The following is a 16,842-nucleotide window of genomic DNA, read 5'->3' on the forward strand; positions in this document are numbered from 1 at the left end:
ATTGCTACTTGTCGCCGTGGCTGTCGATTCCGTCGACGCCTGTGACCGTGGTCAGCAAAAACACGGAATCCGCTAGAGCCTTCACTCCGTGCTTGACGTGGGTGAGCACTTTGAGATTGCCCTCGGAAATCGTGGTTTTATCGGCACCGGTGATTTCAACTTCGCCAACAAGCACAAGCATCGAGGCTGCGGGCGGCGAGTTATGGGCGGAAAGCTCAGTTCCTTCAGTCAGTGCGATGAGAGTCTGGCGTAGCGGGCCGTCGTGGACAACAATTTCCGCAGCGCGGCCATTGCTATTCGCTTTAGCTTGAGTCAGAAGGTCGTCTTGTTGTGAATTAATATTCACAGCGTCCTAGCTCCTTGGTGAAACCACAGCGCGCAGAGCACGCGCTGCCTCTTCCGGATTTGCTGCCTCGGTTAGTGCGCGAACCACCACAATGCGCTCCGCGCCAGCGGCGATAACTTCGCCGGCGGTCTCGGCGTTGATACCGCCGATTGCCCACCATGGCTTTACCGGGTCACTTGCGCCGCGGTCGTGCGGGCGCACAATATCGGCCACGGAATCCTGGTGGGACTCCGCTGAACCCTGTGCACGCGCCCTCCGCACGAGTGCCGCAGCTTCACGGACCATCTCGACTCCGACGGGCTGACGGTCGGGCTTCGTCGGGGTGGCATACACCGGACCGATCACCGCGTAATCGATGCCATCGTCGGCAAGCGAGGTGGCGAACATGTCCAGATTTCGGTTGGATCGGCCGATGAGAACCTCGGGGCCAACGATCTGGCGGGCCTGCTCGGTGGTGAGGTCTTCCTGACCCACATGCAGGATGTCTGCGCCGGTCAGCGCGGCAATGTCGGCGCGGTCATTGACGGCGAAGAGCTTGCCGTGTTCAGCGGCGACCTCGGCGAGGGTCTCCACAGCGGCAATCTCGTCGCGGGTGTCGACTTTCTTGTCGCGCAGCTGGATGATGTCGGTGCCGCCTTCGTAACAGGCGTGCAGGAATTCACGCAGATCACCGCGGGATGCGCGCGAGTCGGTGCAGAGGTACAGGCGGGCGTCGGCAAGCAGGGCGCGTCGTGTTGTGCGAGTGGCAGCTGATGAGGCGTTCATGTCCCCATGTTAGGCGAGGTTGAGGATGCGGTGTCGTGACGGAGAGCCCGAAGTCATATGATGGGGGAGTACCACGTTCCGCGGGAGCCGTACTCGGTATCGATGAGATGCCGCTGGCTGAGAGGGCGAATAACGCCGACCGCTTTTACCTGATGCGGGTTATGCCGCCGGAGGGAGGAATGGCAGTGAATGCTGCCGCTATGGGTGCCGCCTCGACAAGTGAGGGCGGCACAGGGGATACGTCGTCAAGCGTTGTTATCGCAGGCGCGGGCATTATCGGCTTGGCGACGGCATGGAGACTACTCCGCCAGGGATTCGATGTGACCGTCCTCGATGCCGAGCCCGTTTCCGGCGCAACCTTCGCCGCGGCTGGCATGCTGGCGCCGGTTGCCGAAGTCGTGTGGGATCAGCCGACGCTGTATCCGCTGATGGTGGAATCGGGCAAGCTCTACCGCGACTTTGCCCTGGCTATCGCCGAGGAATCGGGCCACGATGTCGGCTACATCGAGAATTCCACGTTTGTTTGTGCGGGCGATGCTGCCGACCGGCAGACACTCAGCGAGCTCGTTGAGCTGCAGCATGACATGGGCATGGAGATCAACCGCATCACCGCCACCGAGGCGCGCCGGGCAGAACCGGCACTGGGGCCGGGCTGTGTTGGTGCGGTGGATATTCCGGGAGATCACCAGGTCAATCCGCGTCTGCTCGCAGAGGCGTTGTTGACCATTCTAGGAGACCGCGTCATCCGCACTCGCGTGGAAGAGGTTATCTACGCTTCCGATGCCGACCCCCGCCAAGCCATTGGGCTGCGCGGTACGGACGGAAATGACTACCTCGCCGATGAGGTCGTTTTGGCTGCGGGGCTGAACACCGCCGATATGGCCGGTCTGCCGGAGAATCTGAATCTGCCGCTGCGCCCGGTCTATGGGGATGTGCTGCGTCTGCGGGTGCCGGAGCGCTTGCAGCCGCTGGTCACCCGCACTATTCGCGGTGTGGTTCAGGGGCGTCCGGTTTATATCGTCCCGCGTGCCGACGGCACCGTCGTGCTCGGCGCAACCTCGCGTGAAGATGACCTGACCGGCGTCTCCGCCGAAGGAGTCCACCAGCTACTCCGCGACGCATACCGCCTGGTGCCCGGCATTCTCGACTGCGAAATCTACGAGATGACCGCCCGCGCCCGGCCTGGTTCCCCAGACGATGTCCCCATGATTGGTCGCGTGGCTCCAGGACTGACCTTGTCCACCGGCTACTTCCGTCACGGCATTCTGCTTACGGCCATCGGCTCCAAGCTCACGGCCGATGTCGTCGCAGGTCGGGAAACTGACAACGACCCGGCGCTTCTTTCCGCCGTCAATCCATTCCGCTTCAGCGATTAGAGGAGGCTCGCTTATGTCCACCACAACACTCAATGGCGAAGGCTACACACCGGCTGCGGGGGAGATGGTCGCAGATCTCGTCGCAAAGCACACGGGGCACGCGCTTAACGACGACGGCACTGCCGCGGACGGCACCCGCCTGGGAATCGCGGTAGCCGTGGATGGTGCGGTAATCCCGCGAGCCAAGTGGGCGAGCACGCCCGTGACAGGTGCAATCGACATCGTGACAGCAGTTCAGGGAGGCTAGAGATGACCGCGAATTCCGCACAAGCAAACATGTCCGCGCAGGAAAATGAAACTGGGGCGGCGAGCGGACTTACACGCGAACCGCTGCGCATTGGCGGGCTGGAGTTGAACTCCCGTCTGATTATGGGAACTGGCGGTGCGACCAGCATGGATACGCTGGAGCGCGCGCTGGTGGCTTCGGGCACCGAGCTGACTACGGTGGCGATGCGCCGCTTTACGCCCGGCACGAAGCAGAACGTTTTTGAGATTCTGCAGCGCAACAATATTGCGGCGCTGCCGAATACTGCGGGGTGCTATACCGCTCGTGACGCGGTGCTGACTGCGCAGTTGGCCCGCGAGGCGCTGGAGACCAATCTGCTAAAGCTCGAGGTCATCGCCGACGAGGACACGCTGCTGCCGGACCCGGTCGAGCTGGTTGCGGCAGCGGAGCAGTTGGTAGCTGACGACTTCGTCGTTTTCGCCTACACCAACGACGATCCGGCGCTGGCCAAGCGGCTGGAAGATCTGGGCTGTGCAGCTGTCATGCCGGCGGGCTCGCCGATTGGCACTGGTCTGGGCATTCTTAACCCACACAACATCGAGCTGATTGTGGACCGCGCGAATGTGCCCATCATCCTGGATGCGGGCATCGGTACCGCGTCTGAGGCAGCTCAGGCGATGGAGCTTGGCTGCGATGCAGTGCTGTTGGCATCCGCAGTGACCCGTGCACATGATCCGGTGGGCATGGCCACGGCGATGCGCTTCGGCGTTGAGGCAGGACTGACTGCTCGCGAGTCCGGCCGCATTCCACGGCGTCGACTAGCCCAGGCGAGCTCGTCGTTTGAGGGCATCATCACTGAGCGCGTCAGCGGCGCACGCGAGCAGGATTCTCTGTAATGGCTGAGCAGGGGGTCAATCTTTCGGACCGCGACCTGCGCCGGTACGCCCGGCACCTAACACTTCCGGGCTTTGGTGCCGAGGGGCAGCGAACTTTGCGAGCCTCCCGCGTCCTCGTCATCGGAGCTGGTGGCTTGGGATCGCCTGCGCTGTTGTACCTGGCCGGGGCAGGGGTCGGGCACATCACCATCATTGACGATGACGTGGTCGACGAGTCCAATCTTCAGCGCCAGGTCATTCACCGTGAGTCCGACATTGGTCGCCCGAAGGCCGAATCTGCCGCGGATGCCGTGCGGCGCCTTGACTCCGAGGCATCGGTGACCGCAATCGTCGGCAGGTTAAGCGTCGACAATGCTGAGGAGCTCTTCGCCACTCACGATGTAGTGCTCGACGGCGCGGACAACTTCGCCACGCGCTACCTGTCCTCCGATGCCGCGGAGCTGACCGGAACGCCACTGGTCTGGGCCACAATCCTGCAGTTCGCAGGACAACTATCCGTCTTCTGGCCTGGCCACGGCCCCATGCTTCGCGATCTCTACCCCGACATCCCCGACCCCGGCTCCGTGCCGTCGTGCGCCGCAGGCGGTGTCCTCGGCGCAATGGTCGGACAAATCGGCTCCATGATGGTCGTCGAAGCTATCAAGGTGCTCACCGGTGTCGGCAAGGTCGCCGTCGGCAAACTCGTGCTTATCGACGCCCTGGAGGCAACCACCCGCACACTGTCCTTTGCGGCCGACCCGGAGCGCGAACCCGTTTCCGACTTGACCGAAATTGCGCAGGTGTGCGCAGCTTCGTGGACCGAGGATGAGGAGGCCCCGGCGCAGAGCGTGCGCAGCATTGGTCCCAACACGGCGCACGAGCTTCTTGCCGAGGGGGTGCCTCTCATCGATGTACGCGAACCCGAAGAGCACGCGGAGGTCGCCATTGCCGAATCTGTGCTTGTGCCACTCGGCGACATTCGCAGCCGTGGGTGGGCTGCGATTCGCGAAGCGTGGGCTGAGCGGAACCTCCAGTCGAACTACCCACGAGTTCTGATTCACTGCCACTCGGGTGCCCGCTCGCAACAGGCAATTGAGCTGTTGGCCAGCGAGATCGAGGCTGATGGCGCCATATCGGAGCTCATCAATCTGGACGGGGGCATTGTGGCCTGGCAGGCTGCAGGGCAGGAGACCGTCGTAAAGCGTGGCGGAACGCATTAATTAGTGGCTACCGCCACGCGCTGTTGAACAGTGTGCCTACGCCTGCGGCTTCAGCGTTGTCGACCACAACTCGGTGCCACGAGTGGTGAGCAGGCGGACGGTCATCTCGCGTGAGTCGCCGTCGATATCGACTTCGCCGAAGTGCTGGAAATCCTGTGTGGGGTCGGCGTTGGCATTGTCTTTACCCGGTGCGTGGACGTACTCCACCTTCGGCCCGAAGGTCGAATCCATTTCGTTGGGGCCGAAAGCGCCCGCGTGGAGAGGACCGGAGACGAATTCCCAGAAGGGTGCGAAGTCGGTGAACTGTGCGCGCTCTGGGCTGTAGTGGTGAGCCGCGGTGTAGTGCACATCGGCGGTGAGCCAGACGACATTTGAAACATCTTTAATGGCGCTGAGCAGGCGGGCGATTTCACGTTCACGTCCTGCAGGTGCACCGGCGGCACCATTGGATACGCTTTCTTGGTCACCATCGTCGCCGTCGGGGACGATGATTCCAAGCGGTAGGTCATTAGCAACAATCTTCCACGTCGCGCGGGAGTCCTTGAGGGAGTCGATTAACCAGTTGGTCTGCTTTTCGCCAAGGATTGGTTCTTCGGTTGTCGAGCGCGGATTATTGGAAGTGTTTTCTCCCTTGTAACTGCGCATATCCAGAATGAATATGTCTAGCAACGGGCCGTAGGAAACCTTGCGGTAGACGCGCCCATCTACAGCCATTTGTTGATCAATTGGCTGCCACTCATGGAAGGCCTGGTAGGCACGCTTGGCCAGGGTGTTGACATCGCGCTCGGTATAGCGATCATCGTCTAGGACTTCGTTGGGGTACCAGTTGTTGACTGTTTCGTGGTCATCCCACTGGACTAGCTGCGGAACCTGCGCATTGAAGGCCAAGTAGTTCTTGTCCATGAGGTTGTAGGAGTACTGGCCACGATACTCTTCGAGGGTTTCAGCAACCTTGGATTTGGCCGGAGTGACATGGTTGCGCCACACAGTGCCGTCGGAAAGCGTGACGGATTCATCCAGCGGACCGTCGGCATAGCAGGTATCGCCTGAGTGAATGAATAGGTCTGGATTGCGCTCCATCATGGTGGAAAAGCCGGTGTAGCCACCGATTTCGTCGTTAATTCCCCAACCCTGACCTGCGACATCGCCGGACCAGTGCAGGCGGATGTTGGATGCGCGGTTTGGGGCAGTACGGAAGGTGCCGATAACGGGATCAGAGCAGATTCCAGTATCTGCCTCTTCGAGCGTGACGCGGTAAAAGATTTCCTGTCCTGGCTCGAGACCGACGACACGTAAACGTCCGGTGCCGTCAGTATCTGGAGTTAACAGAGAGTTGCTGCGGAATACCTTGGCATTCTGGAAGCTCTCAGTTGCAGCAGTTTCAACCACCATATGGGCGGGGCGGTCTGAGCGAGCCCAAATCAATGCGCCGTCGCCGCGGATATCGCCACTTGCAACGCCGTGGGTGAGCTGTGGCCGAGAACGCAGTAACCCTGGGGAGGCCAGTGACGGCGAACCCGGTGTAGCTGAAGCCGCAGCTCTAGAGGCATGAGCGAGCGTGACTGAAGTGGCAAGTGCGGTGGATGCGCCTAAACGTAGAGCGCTGCGACGGGAAAGCTGCATGGAGTCGAACGATAGGTTTTCCACTTTGACGTTCAGTTAAACCAGCGTGAACTCGAAGGAAAAAGTCGCAATTACAGAACAAAGGCTTAGTTATTGAGAATGACTGGGCTTCCTTTTGTAACGTAGATAACCGACTTGGGAGGAATGTGTCTTCCGAGCTGTCTTTTCTGAGACAAACAATCTAGAAGTGAAAGGCGCTGACCCCGATAATGGGATCTACACAAACGCCACAAGTAAAAACGCAAGAAAAGAAGTCGGGCGGTTTTCTTAAGAACCTGCCGACCGACCCGTTGATCTTCACGACGGCGATGGGTTTCATTGTCCTCTTTGTGGCAGTGACCATAGCGCTGGGGGATACCGCTCGGGATGCCTACTCGGCCGCTTCCGATTGGGTTACGTCTAACATGGGCTGGCTGTTCATCGGTGGTGTCTCGGCAAGCTTTATCTTCCTCATCGGCTTGTTTGTGTCCCGCTACGGACGCATCCAGCTTGGCGATGATGACGAAGAGCCCGAATACACCATCGCCGAGTGGTTCGGCATGCTCTTCGCCGGTGGTACTGGCTCCATGCTGATGTTCTGGGGTGTGGCTGAACCGCTCAACCACGCTTACAACCCGCCGTTCGGTCAAGAGCCGATGAGCCGCGAAGCTCAGAACACTGCGATGGCATTTACCATCTACCACCTGGGTATTCACATGTGGGTCATCATGGCGCTGCCGGGGCTCGCGCTGGGGTACTTCATTTACAAGCGTCACCTGCCGCCGCGCGTCTCCTCCATCTTCGCGCCGCTGCTCGGTACCCGCATCTACTCATGGCCGGGCAAGCTTATCGACGCCGTCGCCATCATCGGTACCGTCGTCGGTATCGCGGTATCGGTGGGCATGGGTGCGCTGCAGATTAACTCCGGTGCTGCACGTGTAATCGGTACCCCGGAAAGCTCGATGGTGCAGCTCATTCTGATTGCCATCATTATTGTGATTGCCTCGATTTCCGTGGCCCGCGGTCTGGACAAAGGTATTAAGGTGTTGTCCAATGCGAACATTTGGGCCGCCATGGCATTGATGGTCTTCGTGCTGCTCATGGGCCCGACATTGACGCTGCTGCGCCAGACCGTCGATACGACAGGTGTCTACTTGGATGCGCTGCCTCGCATCATGTTCTGGACTGACTCCTACGACGTCAACCCGAATTGGAAACAGGGCGCCTGGACGGTCTTCTACTGGGCCTGGACAATCTGCTGGTCGCCATTTGTGGGCATGTTCGTCGCCCGTATTTCCCGCGGCCGTACTGTGCGTCAGTTCATTGCCGGTGTGATTGCACTGCCGACAATCGTGTCAATCATGTGGTTCTCTATCTTCGGCCGCGCTGGCTTCGAACTGGAAAATGAGCAGCCGGGCATTCTGACGGAACCAGTCGTCGAAGGAGGGGATCCCTCGCCGGCTCTATTTATCCTGCTGGAGCAGTTCCCGTTGGCAACGCTTGTCAGTGTGTTTGCGCTCTTTGTGATTATGATCTTCTTCGTCACTTCCATCGACTCGGCTTCGATGGTGATGGACATGATGTCTACCGGTGAGGAAAACAAGACTCCGACCTTCTACCGCGTGCTGTGGGGCGTCATGATTGGTGCAGTGGCAGCTTCTCTGCTGCTGATTTCTGGTGAAACCGCACTGGAAGCGCTGCAATCTGCGGTGATCGTCATCGGTGTACCGTTCTTCTTCCTCCACTTTGTGATGATGTACTCCTTGGTCAAAGGCATGAGTGATGACCACATGGCAGTGCGCAAGCCGGTTACCCGCCAGTGGGAGAAGACCGATACTCCAGAGAAGTTGGAGAAGCACGAAGCCGCACCCGCGCCGGGCTACGACGAAGAGGGCAATGAGCTGCCGCGCTTTGAGTACACCCACGATGAAGAGGGACGTCTGGTTATTCAGTCCGATGTGGTCGTTGAAGGTGAGTTTGAGTCTGGCGAAAAGTCGGAATCGGAGAGCCCAGAGGAGTCGGGGACGAAGTCTGAGTCATAGTAGAGCACGGTCGCAGTAGTGCCCGGCACTTGTGGCCACGCTATTCACCTATCGGTGCGCTGTAGCGTGGCCATCAGTGAGTAGTGCATCGATAAGAGCGAAGGCAAAGGCTGTAGCCAAATAAAAACGCCGCCCAGCGGAAACCTTTAGCAGTTTCCGTGGGCGGCGTCGCTGTGTTCGTCGTAAAGCAAGTGTGGCGTTAAGCCGTGATTAGCTCTACTCGTAGGTGCCTCGGAGGTCCTTGTAGTCCTCATCGTGCCAATCCACGTTGGCCTGGTCCTTGGTGGTGACACCGACATCAGGCTGATGCGGGACCTTCGCAATGATGTTGCGGCGGGCGCGGCCGGCGCGGAGCTGGCTTTCGATACGCTCGGCAAGGTTGGCCAGGCCGAAGTTGATGGCAATGAGAATGATCGCCACGACGACCAGCGATGGAATCATGGCGCCGTAGTACTCGCCAAGCTGGCGGCCAGAGCGGACAACCTCGACGTAGCCAATCATGTAACCCAGCGCGGAGTCCTTCAGCGCAATGACCATCTGCGAGATAATCGCCGGCAGCATGGCGGCGACTGCCTGCGGCAGCAAAATAGTGACCATCGTCTGGCGGTGGGAGAGACCCAGCGCAATCGCGGCCTCACGCTGGCCCTTCGGCAGCGACTCGATGCCGGAGCGCAGTGTCTCGCCAATGACGGAGCCGTTGTACATGGTCAGGCCAAACACAACGGCGGCAAAGCCGAGGTAGTTCGACGGAAACAGCTGCCAAAGCGCGAACACCGAGTAGGCAAACAGCATGAGCACCAGCACCGGAATGGCGCGGAAGAACTCGACAATCACCGAGCACAGCCAGCGCACCGGTGCGACCGGGCTCAGCCTGCCGACGCCCAGGAGAGCGCCAATAACCAGTGCCAACACAATAGAGACGACAGCCGCGACAATGGTGCTGACCAGACCGGGCAGAATGTATGTGGTCCAGGTTGTGGATTCGAGGAAGAACGACCATTTATTGGCCTCGAACTGGCCCTTGTCGGCCAGCTTCATTCCCACCCAGGCGAGAATCGCAACGGTGATTGCGGCCACGATCCAGGTGAGGGTTCGGTTGAAGCGCTGAGCCTTGGGGCCCGGCGCGTCGTAAAGAACTGTTGCGCGAGTAGCCATTAGCGCTTCACCGCCCATCGCTTGCCAGCCCAGCCGAAGAACAGGCCGGTCGGCAGAGTCAGAATAATAAAGCCGACAGCGATGATGCCGAAGATAATCAGGATATCGCTGGCGTAGTTTTCGGTCATGGTCTTCATCAGCAGCGACGCTTCAGCCACACCGATTACCGAGGCAATCGTGGTGTTCTTGGTCAGCGCGATCAGGGTGTTGCCGAGCGGCACGATAGCGCCACGGAACGCCTGCGGGAAGATGATGTAGCGGAAGCTCTGGCCGAAGCTAAGCCCCAGGGAGCGGGCGGCTTCGGCCTGACCGAACGGCACAGTATTAATACCGGCGCGCAGGGACTCCGCAACGAAGCACGAGGTGTAGGCAACAAACGCCAACACCGCGAGACGGAAGTTCTGCTTGACAATGAAGGAGTCATTCTCCGCAGCCAGCAGCAGCCCCAAGTTGTAGTAGAGACCCATCGAGGCCAGCAGCACAATCAACGTCAGCGGGGTATTGCGGACAATGCTGATGTACCAGGTCGACAGGGTACGTAGGATTCCCACGGGGCTCACGCGCATAGCGGTGAGAAGCGTGCCAAAAATCAGGGAACCAATTGCCGAAGCAATCGTCAGTTTGATGGTTACCCAGAAAGCCGGAAGCAGTTCCGGCCCCATTTCACTCCATAGTTCTGGATTCATTGTTTGCTCGCACCCCTTCCTACTTCTTCTCTACGAACGACAGATCGCCGATTGCCGGCTTGTCGTCGAGCTCGAACTTGTCGCCCAAATGCTTCTTCAGGATCTTCTGAAGCTCACCGGTGTCGTACAGCGACTCCAGCGCCTCATTGATGGCCTCACGGCTGGCATCATCACCCTTGGGCAGGCCGATGCCGTAGTACTCATTGGTCCAGTAGGAACCATCGGGGTTGCGCAGCTCGACCACGCGGAAGTCGTCGCCGAAGCGCTCCTTGTAGCGCTGGGCGAAGCCCGCGAGAATAGTTGCATCGGTAGTCAGGGCATCGACGACACCCTGCTTCACACCTTCCGCGCACGCGGCGTAGGTATCGAACTCCTGCAGCTGCACCTCCGGTAGAGCGTCCTTGACTTTCTGCGCTGGGGTGGAGCCGGATACAGAACACAGGCGAGTGCCCGGGGCGACGTCGTCAAGCCCCTGGATACCCTCGGAACCGCGCACCAACAGTGCCTGGTGCGTGACCAGGTACGGGCCGGCGAAGTCGACGGCAGCCAGGCGGCCAGCGTTGATGGAGTAGGTGGCGGCGATCATGTTGACCTCGCCGTTGTTAATCAGCGTCTCGCGCTGAGCGGACGGGGTCTCGCGCCACTCCATCTCGGGCACATCCCAACCGTTCTTGTTGGCGATGTACTCAATGACGTAGCGGGAAACATCGTTGTCGACGCCCGCGAACTCACGGTCCGGGGTGCGCTCGCCGAGACCCGGCTGGTCAAACTTCGTACCCAGTGTCACGTGCCCGGCTTCGATATCGGCCAGCAGGTTTCGGGGTCCGCTGCTACCGCAGGCCGCGAGGCTCATTGTCGTGGCAACAGCTACGACAGCCGCCGCAACTCGCTTGCCGACGACACCTCGGCGGCCCTGGTTGCGACTGCGTCCCCGGCCTCCTCGTAATAGTGAAAGCTTCATGGTGACCAGCCCCGCCTAGTGTCCGACGATCTTGGCCAAGAAGTCCTTGGCACGATCGCTCTGCGGGTTGGTGAAGAAGGTCTCCGGGTCGGTGTCTTCGACAATCGCACCGTCGGCCATGAACAGGATGCGGTCGGCCACGCGGCGGGCGAAGCTCATCTCGTGGGTGACGCAAACCATGGTCATGCCGCCCTTGGCCAGGTCGGTCATGACATCGAGGACCTCGTTGATCATTTCCGGGTCGAGCGCGGAGGTGGGCTCGTCGAAAAGCATGACCTTCGGGTCCATGGCCAGGGCGCGTGCGATGGCGACGCGCTGCTGCTGACCGCCGGAGAGCTGCGCCGGGTACTTGTCAGCCTGTTCCGCAATGCCGACACGGGCGAGCAGCTTGTCCGCACGCTCGCGGGCCTCGGCTTTGGAGATCTTGCGGACCTTCAGTGGGGCCAACGTGACATTGTCGCGAATGGTCATGTGGCTGAAGAGGTTGAACTGCTGGAAGACCATGCCGACCTCAGCGCGCAGGCGGGTGAGTTCCTTACCTTCTTCGGGAAGGAGCTTGCCGTTGATGCGAATTTCGCCGCTGTCGATGGTTTCCAGGCGGTTGATGGTTCGGCACAGTGTGGATTTACCAGAGCCGGAGGGGCCGAGGATAACTACGACCTGGCCAGCTGGGATTTCCAGGTTGATGTCGCGCAAAGCGTGGTAATCGCCGTAGTGCTTGTTCACCTCGGCAATCGAAATCATGCTCTGTGGTGTGGATGATTCAGTCATGGGGGAAAGTATAGGTGACTCACGACACATAACTGCTATCGGTGTTCCTTGTCCGATATTCACCTGTAAAAAGTGACTGCACACCAATTAGTTCTAAAGATCCACGCGATGGCGCCTCGCAACAGGCTTGCGGCCATGCACGAACCAGTAGAAGACGGCCGCGAGAACCACCACGACCGCCAGGCCTGCGTACATCTTGTCGAAGCCCATAGTGGCGGCTACCGAACCAAGCACGATTGGGCCGAGGCCGATGCCCGCGTCGACAAGCAAGAGCAGCGTCGAGATGCCCGTGCCCAACTTGTGCGCCGGCGCCAGGTGCACAGAGATGGTCTGGCAGGCCGGCATCAGCGTGCCGTAGCCCAGGCCGCAGAGCGCACCGGCGGCGATAACGTGCCAGTCAGCGCTAGCGAAAGCCAGAACAAGCAGTGAGATGGTGAAGCACACCAGGCCGATGGCGATGACGGGGTTGTCGCCGCGGCGATCTTGTAGGCGTCCCAGTGAGAAACGCGCCGCCATCATCGCCACCGCATAGGCGATGAAGAAGAAGCTGGCGCCCCTAGTCAGGCCGCTCAGCTGCGAGTATCGGTTCAGGAATGTAATCACGCCCGCATACGCCAGGCCGACGAGCAGCATGAACAGGCCGATTGGCACCACTCTCGGCGTCATGATGTCATCGAAGGAAAACGTGCGCTTCGTCTCGCTTGCCGACGAGTCTTCGGTGGCCTCGTCCTTGGTTGCCACAGTGGCAGGCTCGTTGGGTTGTGGCAGAACGAGCGCCAGCACCAGTCCGACAATGGACAGGCCGAGGGCTGTGGCAAAGAGGACGCCGTAGCCGACCGAACCAATAAGGGCAAGGCCGAGAGCTGGGCCAATCGCTGTGGCCAGGGTGGTGCCGAGCGAAATGTAGCCAGTTCCCTCTGCGCGCCGCGAAGCCGGAATAGCGGTTTGGGCGGCGGCCATCACGGCGGTGGAAGCGAATGCGTAGGTCAGGCCGTGGATGATGCGGATTGCAATCAGGATCGGCAGGGATGCGGCCCACAGGTAGGCGGCACAGGCTGCCACGATGACAGCGAGCGAGCCAAGCATGATTCTGCGACCACCGAAGGTGTCCACCAAGTAGCCGGAAAAGAGACGAGCGATGGTGGCGCCGACCACGAAAGAACTGGCGGCGAAGCCACCGGCGGCATCGGAGGCGGAGAAGCGCTGGACGGCGTAGAGCGCCATGACCGTGATTGAAAGGTAGAACACCAGGTACATGCTGAAGTTAATCAGCCAGCTGATGATGAACGCGGGGGAGAAGAGCTTGTCCTGCCCGTGCTGCTCGTCCTGCTCGTTCTGTTTGTGCCTGTTCTGTGTGGTCGTATGCGTTGTCATGCTGAAGATACGGTCTCTTTTCTCGTTTGAAAACGATCGTGGAATTAGTGCTTTGGCGAAACTGCTTTCCGGCATTTGTATCATGCAAAAATGCAGTTAGGGCTCGAATTATAACAATTGGTTTGTATGATGCAAATGTGCTTTTTCGGCCTTAACCGCATCCGTGGCGCGCTAGAATAGGGGCTGTTCAGCAAACAGATACATCCCGCAGGCCCATTAAAGGGCCGACATAAAGGCGACAAGAGGATTGACTGCCACCGTGCGAAACGACGACCTGGCCGCGCTCGTTTACGAGAACATGCTGCTATCCCGGGTGAGCTCCAGCGGCTACCGACCACATCGTAAGGACATCCTGTTGGATCGCTCCGCCGCAGCACTGCTGGCTAGGCTGGAAGCACAGCCGGATATGACAGTCGCCGAGCTCTCCGATGCACTAGGGCTGGACATTTCTACAGTGCATCGCCAGCTGGCCGCCGCCATGCGGCAGGGGTATATCGCGAAGAGGTCCGCGCCGTCGTCAAGCGCGAAGGTGCATAGCGCGACCGACAAGGGGCTAGAGCTGCTGCACCGGGAGATTGAGGCGCGTAAGAATACCGTCGATGACATTACGCATGGCTGGGAAGACTCGGAGCTCGCGGAGTTCGTGCGATTGATGCGCAAATTCAACGAGGGCGTGGAAGAAATGCGTGGTCATCCATGGCCTAGATAACCGCGGATGCAGTGGTCATGGAATACTTGAGGGCGTGGCTGAGAAAAAGAAGATCGCAAACGTCCTTGCTAACCGATACGCCTCTGCGACTCTGGCTGAGTTGTGGAGCCCTGAGTACAAGATCATCCTCGAGCGCAAGCTCTGGATTGCCGTTCTGAAGGCTCAGGTCGCTCGCGGAATTGAGGTGCCGGAGGGCACTATCGAGGCGTATGAGAAGGTCATCGACCAGGTTGACCTCGACTCCATTGCCGCCCGTGAGCGTATTACTCGCCACGATGTGAAGGCTCGCATTGAAGAGTTCTGCGACCTGGCTGGCACCGAGCACATTCACAAGGGTATGACCTCGCGTGACCTGACCGAAAACGTTGAGCAGCTGCAGGTTCTGCAGTCGCTGAAGGTCGTGCGCGACAAGGCCGTTGCCGTTGCCGCCCGCACTGCGGAAAAGGCCTCCGAGTACCAGTCGCTGGTGATGGCAGGTCGCTCCCACAACGTCGCCGCACAGGCAACAACCCTGGGTAAGCGCTTCGCCTCTGCTGCGGACGAGATGCTGCTGGGCATCGAGCGCGTAGAAGACCTGATTTCCCGCTACCCACTGCGTGGCATCAAGGGCCCGATGGGTACCGCCCAGGACATGCTGGATCTGCTTGACGGTGATGAGTCCGCACTGGCCTCCCTCGAAAACGAAATCGCTGAAGGCCTCGGCTTCGACCGCGTCTTTGACTCCGTTGGTCAGGTCTACCCGCGCACCCTCGACTTCGACGCTCTGTCCGCACTGGTCGAGCTGGGCGCAGGCCCGGCGTCGCTGGCCACCGCCATCCGCCTGATGGCCGGTAATGAGACCGTCACCGAGGGCTTCAAGGAAGGCCAGGTCGGCTCTTCCGCCATGCCGCACAAGATGAACGCCCGCTCCTGTGAGCGCGTCCACGGTTTCCAGGTCATCCTGCGTGGTTACATGACCATGCTCTCCGAATACGCCGGTACTCAGTGGAACGAAGGCGACGTTTCCTGCTCCGTGGTTCGCCGCGTTGCACTGCCGGATGCTTTCTTCGCCATGGACGGCATGTTCGAAACCTTCCTCACCGTCCTGTCCGAGTTCGGTGCATTCCCGGCCATGATCGACCGTGAGCTGGAGCGCTACCTGCCGTTCCTGGCTTCCACCAAGATCCTCATGGCAGCCGTTCGCGCTGGTATGGGCCGCGAGGAAGCCCACGAGATCATCAAGGAGCACGCCGTCGCCACCGCACTGGATATGCGCGAAAAGGGTGCTGAGCAGAATCTCACTGAACGTCTCGCTGCAGATGAGCGTTTCCCGCTGGATGCCGCAGGGCTTGCCGACGCTCTGGCGAACCGCCATGCGTTCATCGGTGCCGCGGAATCCCAGGTTGACCGCGTAGTTGCACGTGTGCAGGCTGTCGTGGACAAGTACCCAGAGGCCGCGGCCTACAAGCCGGGCGAGATTCTGTAGCTTCGCGAGCGTCACGCGCGAAACACGTAAACGAAAAAACGTAAAGACGTAAGGTCCCTTGAAAAACTCTGTCACGTTGGTGGCAGAGTTTTTCTTTGTTTGTTGACGAAAGCACCAGTGAGCAGCCAAGTTCCTCGGTACGATGAGCGATAAGCATCGAAACCTCTACTCGAAAGGTGCCCGACGTGACATCGGCTGTTAGGACTTCGCTTTCTCGCCCAGGTGCCACATTGAATGTGCTGCGCTGGGTTCCAGAAAATGACAAGGGCGCGCCCATTACTCCTAAGGGAGTGGTGCAGATTGTCCACGGCATGGTCGAGTACGCCAACCGCTACGCCAAGTTCGCCGAGTACCTCGTATCCCAGGGTTATGCCGTCGTCGCGCACGACCATCGCGGCCACGGTATGACCAAGACGGATGCTGGCATCCCGGGCTTCTTCGCTGACTACGGTGGCTGGAACCTGATTCTCGAAGACCTCCACGCGGTGCGCCAGTACGTTGATGCAGAATTCCCAGGTAGCAAGCACTATATTCTCGGCCACTCCATGGGGTCGCTTCTGACTCGTAACTACATCGCCAAGTACGGCGAGGGGCTCACCGGTGTCATTATCATGGGCACTGTGTCGTGGCCAGGGGCTAAGGGCGACGCGGGAATGAAGGTGGCAAACCTGCTGGCTAAGATTCGTCCTACCGCGCCGGGCAAGCTGCTCAACACTCTCACCTTTGCTGATTACAACAAGGACTTTGAGCGCCGCACTAAGTTTGATTGGCTCACCCGCGACCACAAGATTGTCGATGCTTATATTGCGGACGACAAGTGTGGTTTCGTTCCCACCAATGCCTTTTTCCGCGACCTTCTCGTCGGCACGCACTACGCGAACTCGCCTGAAGCCTATGAGAAAGCGCCTGATGAGCTGCCGCTTTTCGTGGTTTCCGGTGCCGTTGATCCGGCGGGTGGCGCTGCCTGTGTGACTGAGGTCGTGGGCAAATACCTGAACGCGGGCAAGAAGGACGTGCGCTTTAAGGTCTATCCGGATGGTCGCCATGAGATTCTCAACGAGTTGAATAAGGAAGAGGTCTACTCCGACATTGTGGCGTGGTTGGAGTCCCGCTAGGGGGAGCTGGTTAATAGACAAAAAGTATGCCCGTTCGGCGGGTCGACCGGTGGGCATCTTTTGCTACTTATCCCAATGCGAGTTACTGACTGCGTTTATGTCAGCGGCGGCAGGGCGATGCAAGTTACTGACTGCGTTTATGACAAAAATGGCC

General features: G+C 59.7%; 16 protein-coding genes and 1 riboswitch. Of the genes, 8 read left to right on the forward strand and 8 right to left on the reverse strand.

The annotated features are described in order from the left end of the window. Nucleotides 1-4: 4 nt before the first annotated feature. Nucleotides 5-346, reverse strand: a complete 342-nt coding sequence (locus tag HMPREF3130_RS02885; RefSeq protein WP_049189687.1) for a cupin domain-containing protein — start codon at nucleotides 344-346, stop codon at nucleotides 5-7. A gap of 6 nt (nucleotides 347-352) precedes the next feature. Then, on the reverse strand, nucleotides 353-1,111 hold the full coding sequence (locus tag HMPREF3130_RS02890; protein WP_049189686.1) for a thiamine phosphate synthase: 759 nt from the start codon (nucleotides 1,109-1,111) through the stop codon (nucleotides 353-355). Between the two features lie 70 nt (nucleotides 1,112-1,181). Then, nucleotides 1,182-1,304, forward strand: a riboswitch (TPP riboswitch). Between the two features lie 7 nt (nucleotides 1,305-1,311). On the opposite strand from HMPREF3130_RS02890, the gene thiO reads away from it, so the two are divergent. From thiO to HMPREF3130_RS02910, 4 genes are read left to right on the forward strand one after another with little or no spacing between them, the layout of a single operon-like run. Then, entirely contained in the window at nucleotides 1,312-2,487 is a 1,176-nt protein-coding gene (gene thiO / locus HMPREF3130_RS02895) for a glycine oxidase ThiO (protein WP_070429291.1), read from the forward strand. A gap of 13 nt (nucleotides 2,488-2,500) precedes the next feature. Further along, a complete protein-coding gene (thiS, locus tag HMPREF3130_RS02900; protein WP_049172154.1) occupies nucleotides 2,501-2,734 on the forward strand; it encodes a sulfur carrier protein ThiS in 234 nt (77 codons plus the stop codon). A 29-nt stretch (nucleotides 2,735-2,763) separates the two neighbouring features. After that, complete coding sequence (locus tag HMPREF3130_RS02905) at nucleotides 2,764-3,609, forward strand: thiazole synthase (RefSeq protein ID WP_049172170.1); 846 nt, start codon at nucleotides 2,764-2,766, stop codon at nucleotides 3,607-3,609. After that, nucleotides 3,609-4,808: a ThiF family adenylyltransferase gene (locus tag HMPREF3130_RS02910; protein WP_070429292.1), complete on the forward strand. Its 1,200-nt coding sequence runs from the start codon at nucleotides 3,609-3,611 to the stop codon at nucleotides 4,806-4,808. Before HMPREF3130_RS02905 ends, HMPREF3130_RS02910 begins: the two co-directional genes overlap by 1 nt. A 36-nt stretch (nucleotides 4,809-4,844) precedes the next feature. On the opposite strand, the gene HMPREF3130_RS02915 is transcribed toward HMPREF3130_RS02910, so the two are convergent. Beyond that, nucleotides 4,845-6,431 (reverse strand): alkaline phosphatase D family protein, encoded by a 1,587-nt coding sequence (locus tag HMPREF3130_RS02915; RefSeq protein WP_016421418.1) that lies wholly within the window; start codon nucleotides 6,429-6,431, stop codon nucleotides 4,845-4,847. Nucleotides 6,432-6,640: 209 nt separating this feature from the next. Between HMPREF3130_RS02915 and HMPREF3130_RS02920 the strand changes: the two genes are divergently transcribed. Then, nucleotides 6,641-8,452 (forward strand): BCCT family transporter, encoded by a 1,812-nt coding sequence (locus tag HMPREF3130_RS02920; RefSeq protein WP_083276330.1) that lies wholly within the window; start codon nucleotides 6,641-6,643, stop codon nucleotides 8,450-8,452. A 216-nt stretch (nucleotides 8,453-8,668) separates the two neighbouring features. Here HMPREF3130_RS02920 and HMPREF3130_RS02925 read toward each other — a convergent pair whose 3' ends face one another. The 5 genes from HMPREF3130_RS02925 to HMPREF3130_RS02945 form a co-directional block, all read right to left on the reverse strand. After that, the gene (locus HMPREF3130_RS02925; protein WP_016421416.1) at nucleotides 8,669-9,607 is read right to left on the reverse strand and encodes an amino acid ABC transporter permease; all 939 of its coding nucleotides are present in this window, start codon (nucleotides 9,605-9,607) and stop codon (nucleotides 8,669-8,671) included. Next, on the reverse strand, nucleotides 9,607-10,293 hold the full coding sequence (locus HMPREF3130_RS02930) for an amino acid ABC transporter permease (protein ID WP_042388211.1): 687 nt from the start codon (nucleotides 10,291-10,293) through the stop codon (nucleotides 9,607-9,609). The genes HMPREF3130_RS02925 and HMPREF3130_RS02930 overlap by 1 nt, the downstream gene beginning before the upstream one ends. A 19-nt stretch (nucleotides 10,294-10,312) precedes the next feature. After that, entirely contained in the window at nucleotides 10,313-11,254 is a 942-nt protein-coding gene (locus HMPREF3130_RS02935; RefSeq protein WP_070429293.1) for a glutamate ABC transporter substrate-binding protein, read from the reverse strand. A 15-nt stretch (nucleotides 11,255-11,269) separates the two neighbouring features. Further along, entirely contained in the window at nucleotides 11,270-11,998 is a 729-nt protein-coding gene (locus HMPREF3130_RS02940) for an amino acid ABC transporter ATP-binding protein (RefSeq protein WP_042388208.1), read from the reverse strand. 120 nt (nucleotides 11,999-12,118) lie between these two features. Beyond that, entirely contained in the window at nucleotides 12,119-13,399 is a 1,281-nt protein-coding gene (locus tag HMPREF3130_RS02945; protein WP_070429294.1) for an MFS transporter, read from the reverse strand. Between the two features lie 259 nt (nucleotides 13,400-13,658). On the opposite strand from HMPREF3130_RS02945, the gene HMPREF3130_RS02950 reads away from it, so the two are divergent. The 3 genes from HMPREF3130_RS02950 to HMPREF3130_RS02960 all read left to right on the forward strand — a co-directional run bounded on the left by HMPREF3130_RS02950 (nucleotide 13,659) and on the right by HMPREF3130_RS02960 (nucleotide 16,688). Continuing rightward, a complete protein-coding gene (locus tag HMPREF3130_RS02950) occupies nucleotides 13,659-14,108 on the forward strand; it encodes a MarR family winged helix-turn-helix transcriptional regulator (RefSeq protein ID WP_049172172.1) in 450 nt (149 codons plus the stop codon). A 34-nt stretch (nucleotides 14,109-14,142) separates the two neighbouring features. Then, nucleotides 14,143-15,573 (forward strand): adenylosuccinate lyase, encoded by a 1,431-nt coding sequence (purB, locus tag HMPREF3130_RS02955; RefSeq protein WP_070429295.1) that lies wholly within the window; start codon nucleotides 14,143-14,145, stop codon nucleotides 15,571-15,573. Nucleotides 15,574-15,758: 185 nt separating this feature from the next. Next, entirely contained in the window at nucleotides 15,759-16,688 is a 930-nt protein-coding gene (locus HMPREF3130_RS02960) for an alpha/beta fold hydrolase (RefSeq protein ID WP_049193820.1), read from the forward strand. Nucleotides 16,689-16,842: the final 154 nt, after the last annotated feature.

The sequence above is a fragment of the Corynebacterium sp. HMSC14B06 genome (assembly GCF_001807075.1).
GTDB classification, from domain to species: Bacteria; Actinomycetota; Actinomycetes; order Mycobacteriales; family Mycobacteriaceae; genus Corynebacterium; species Corynebacterium jeikeium_D.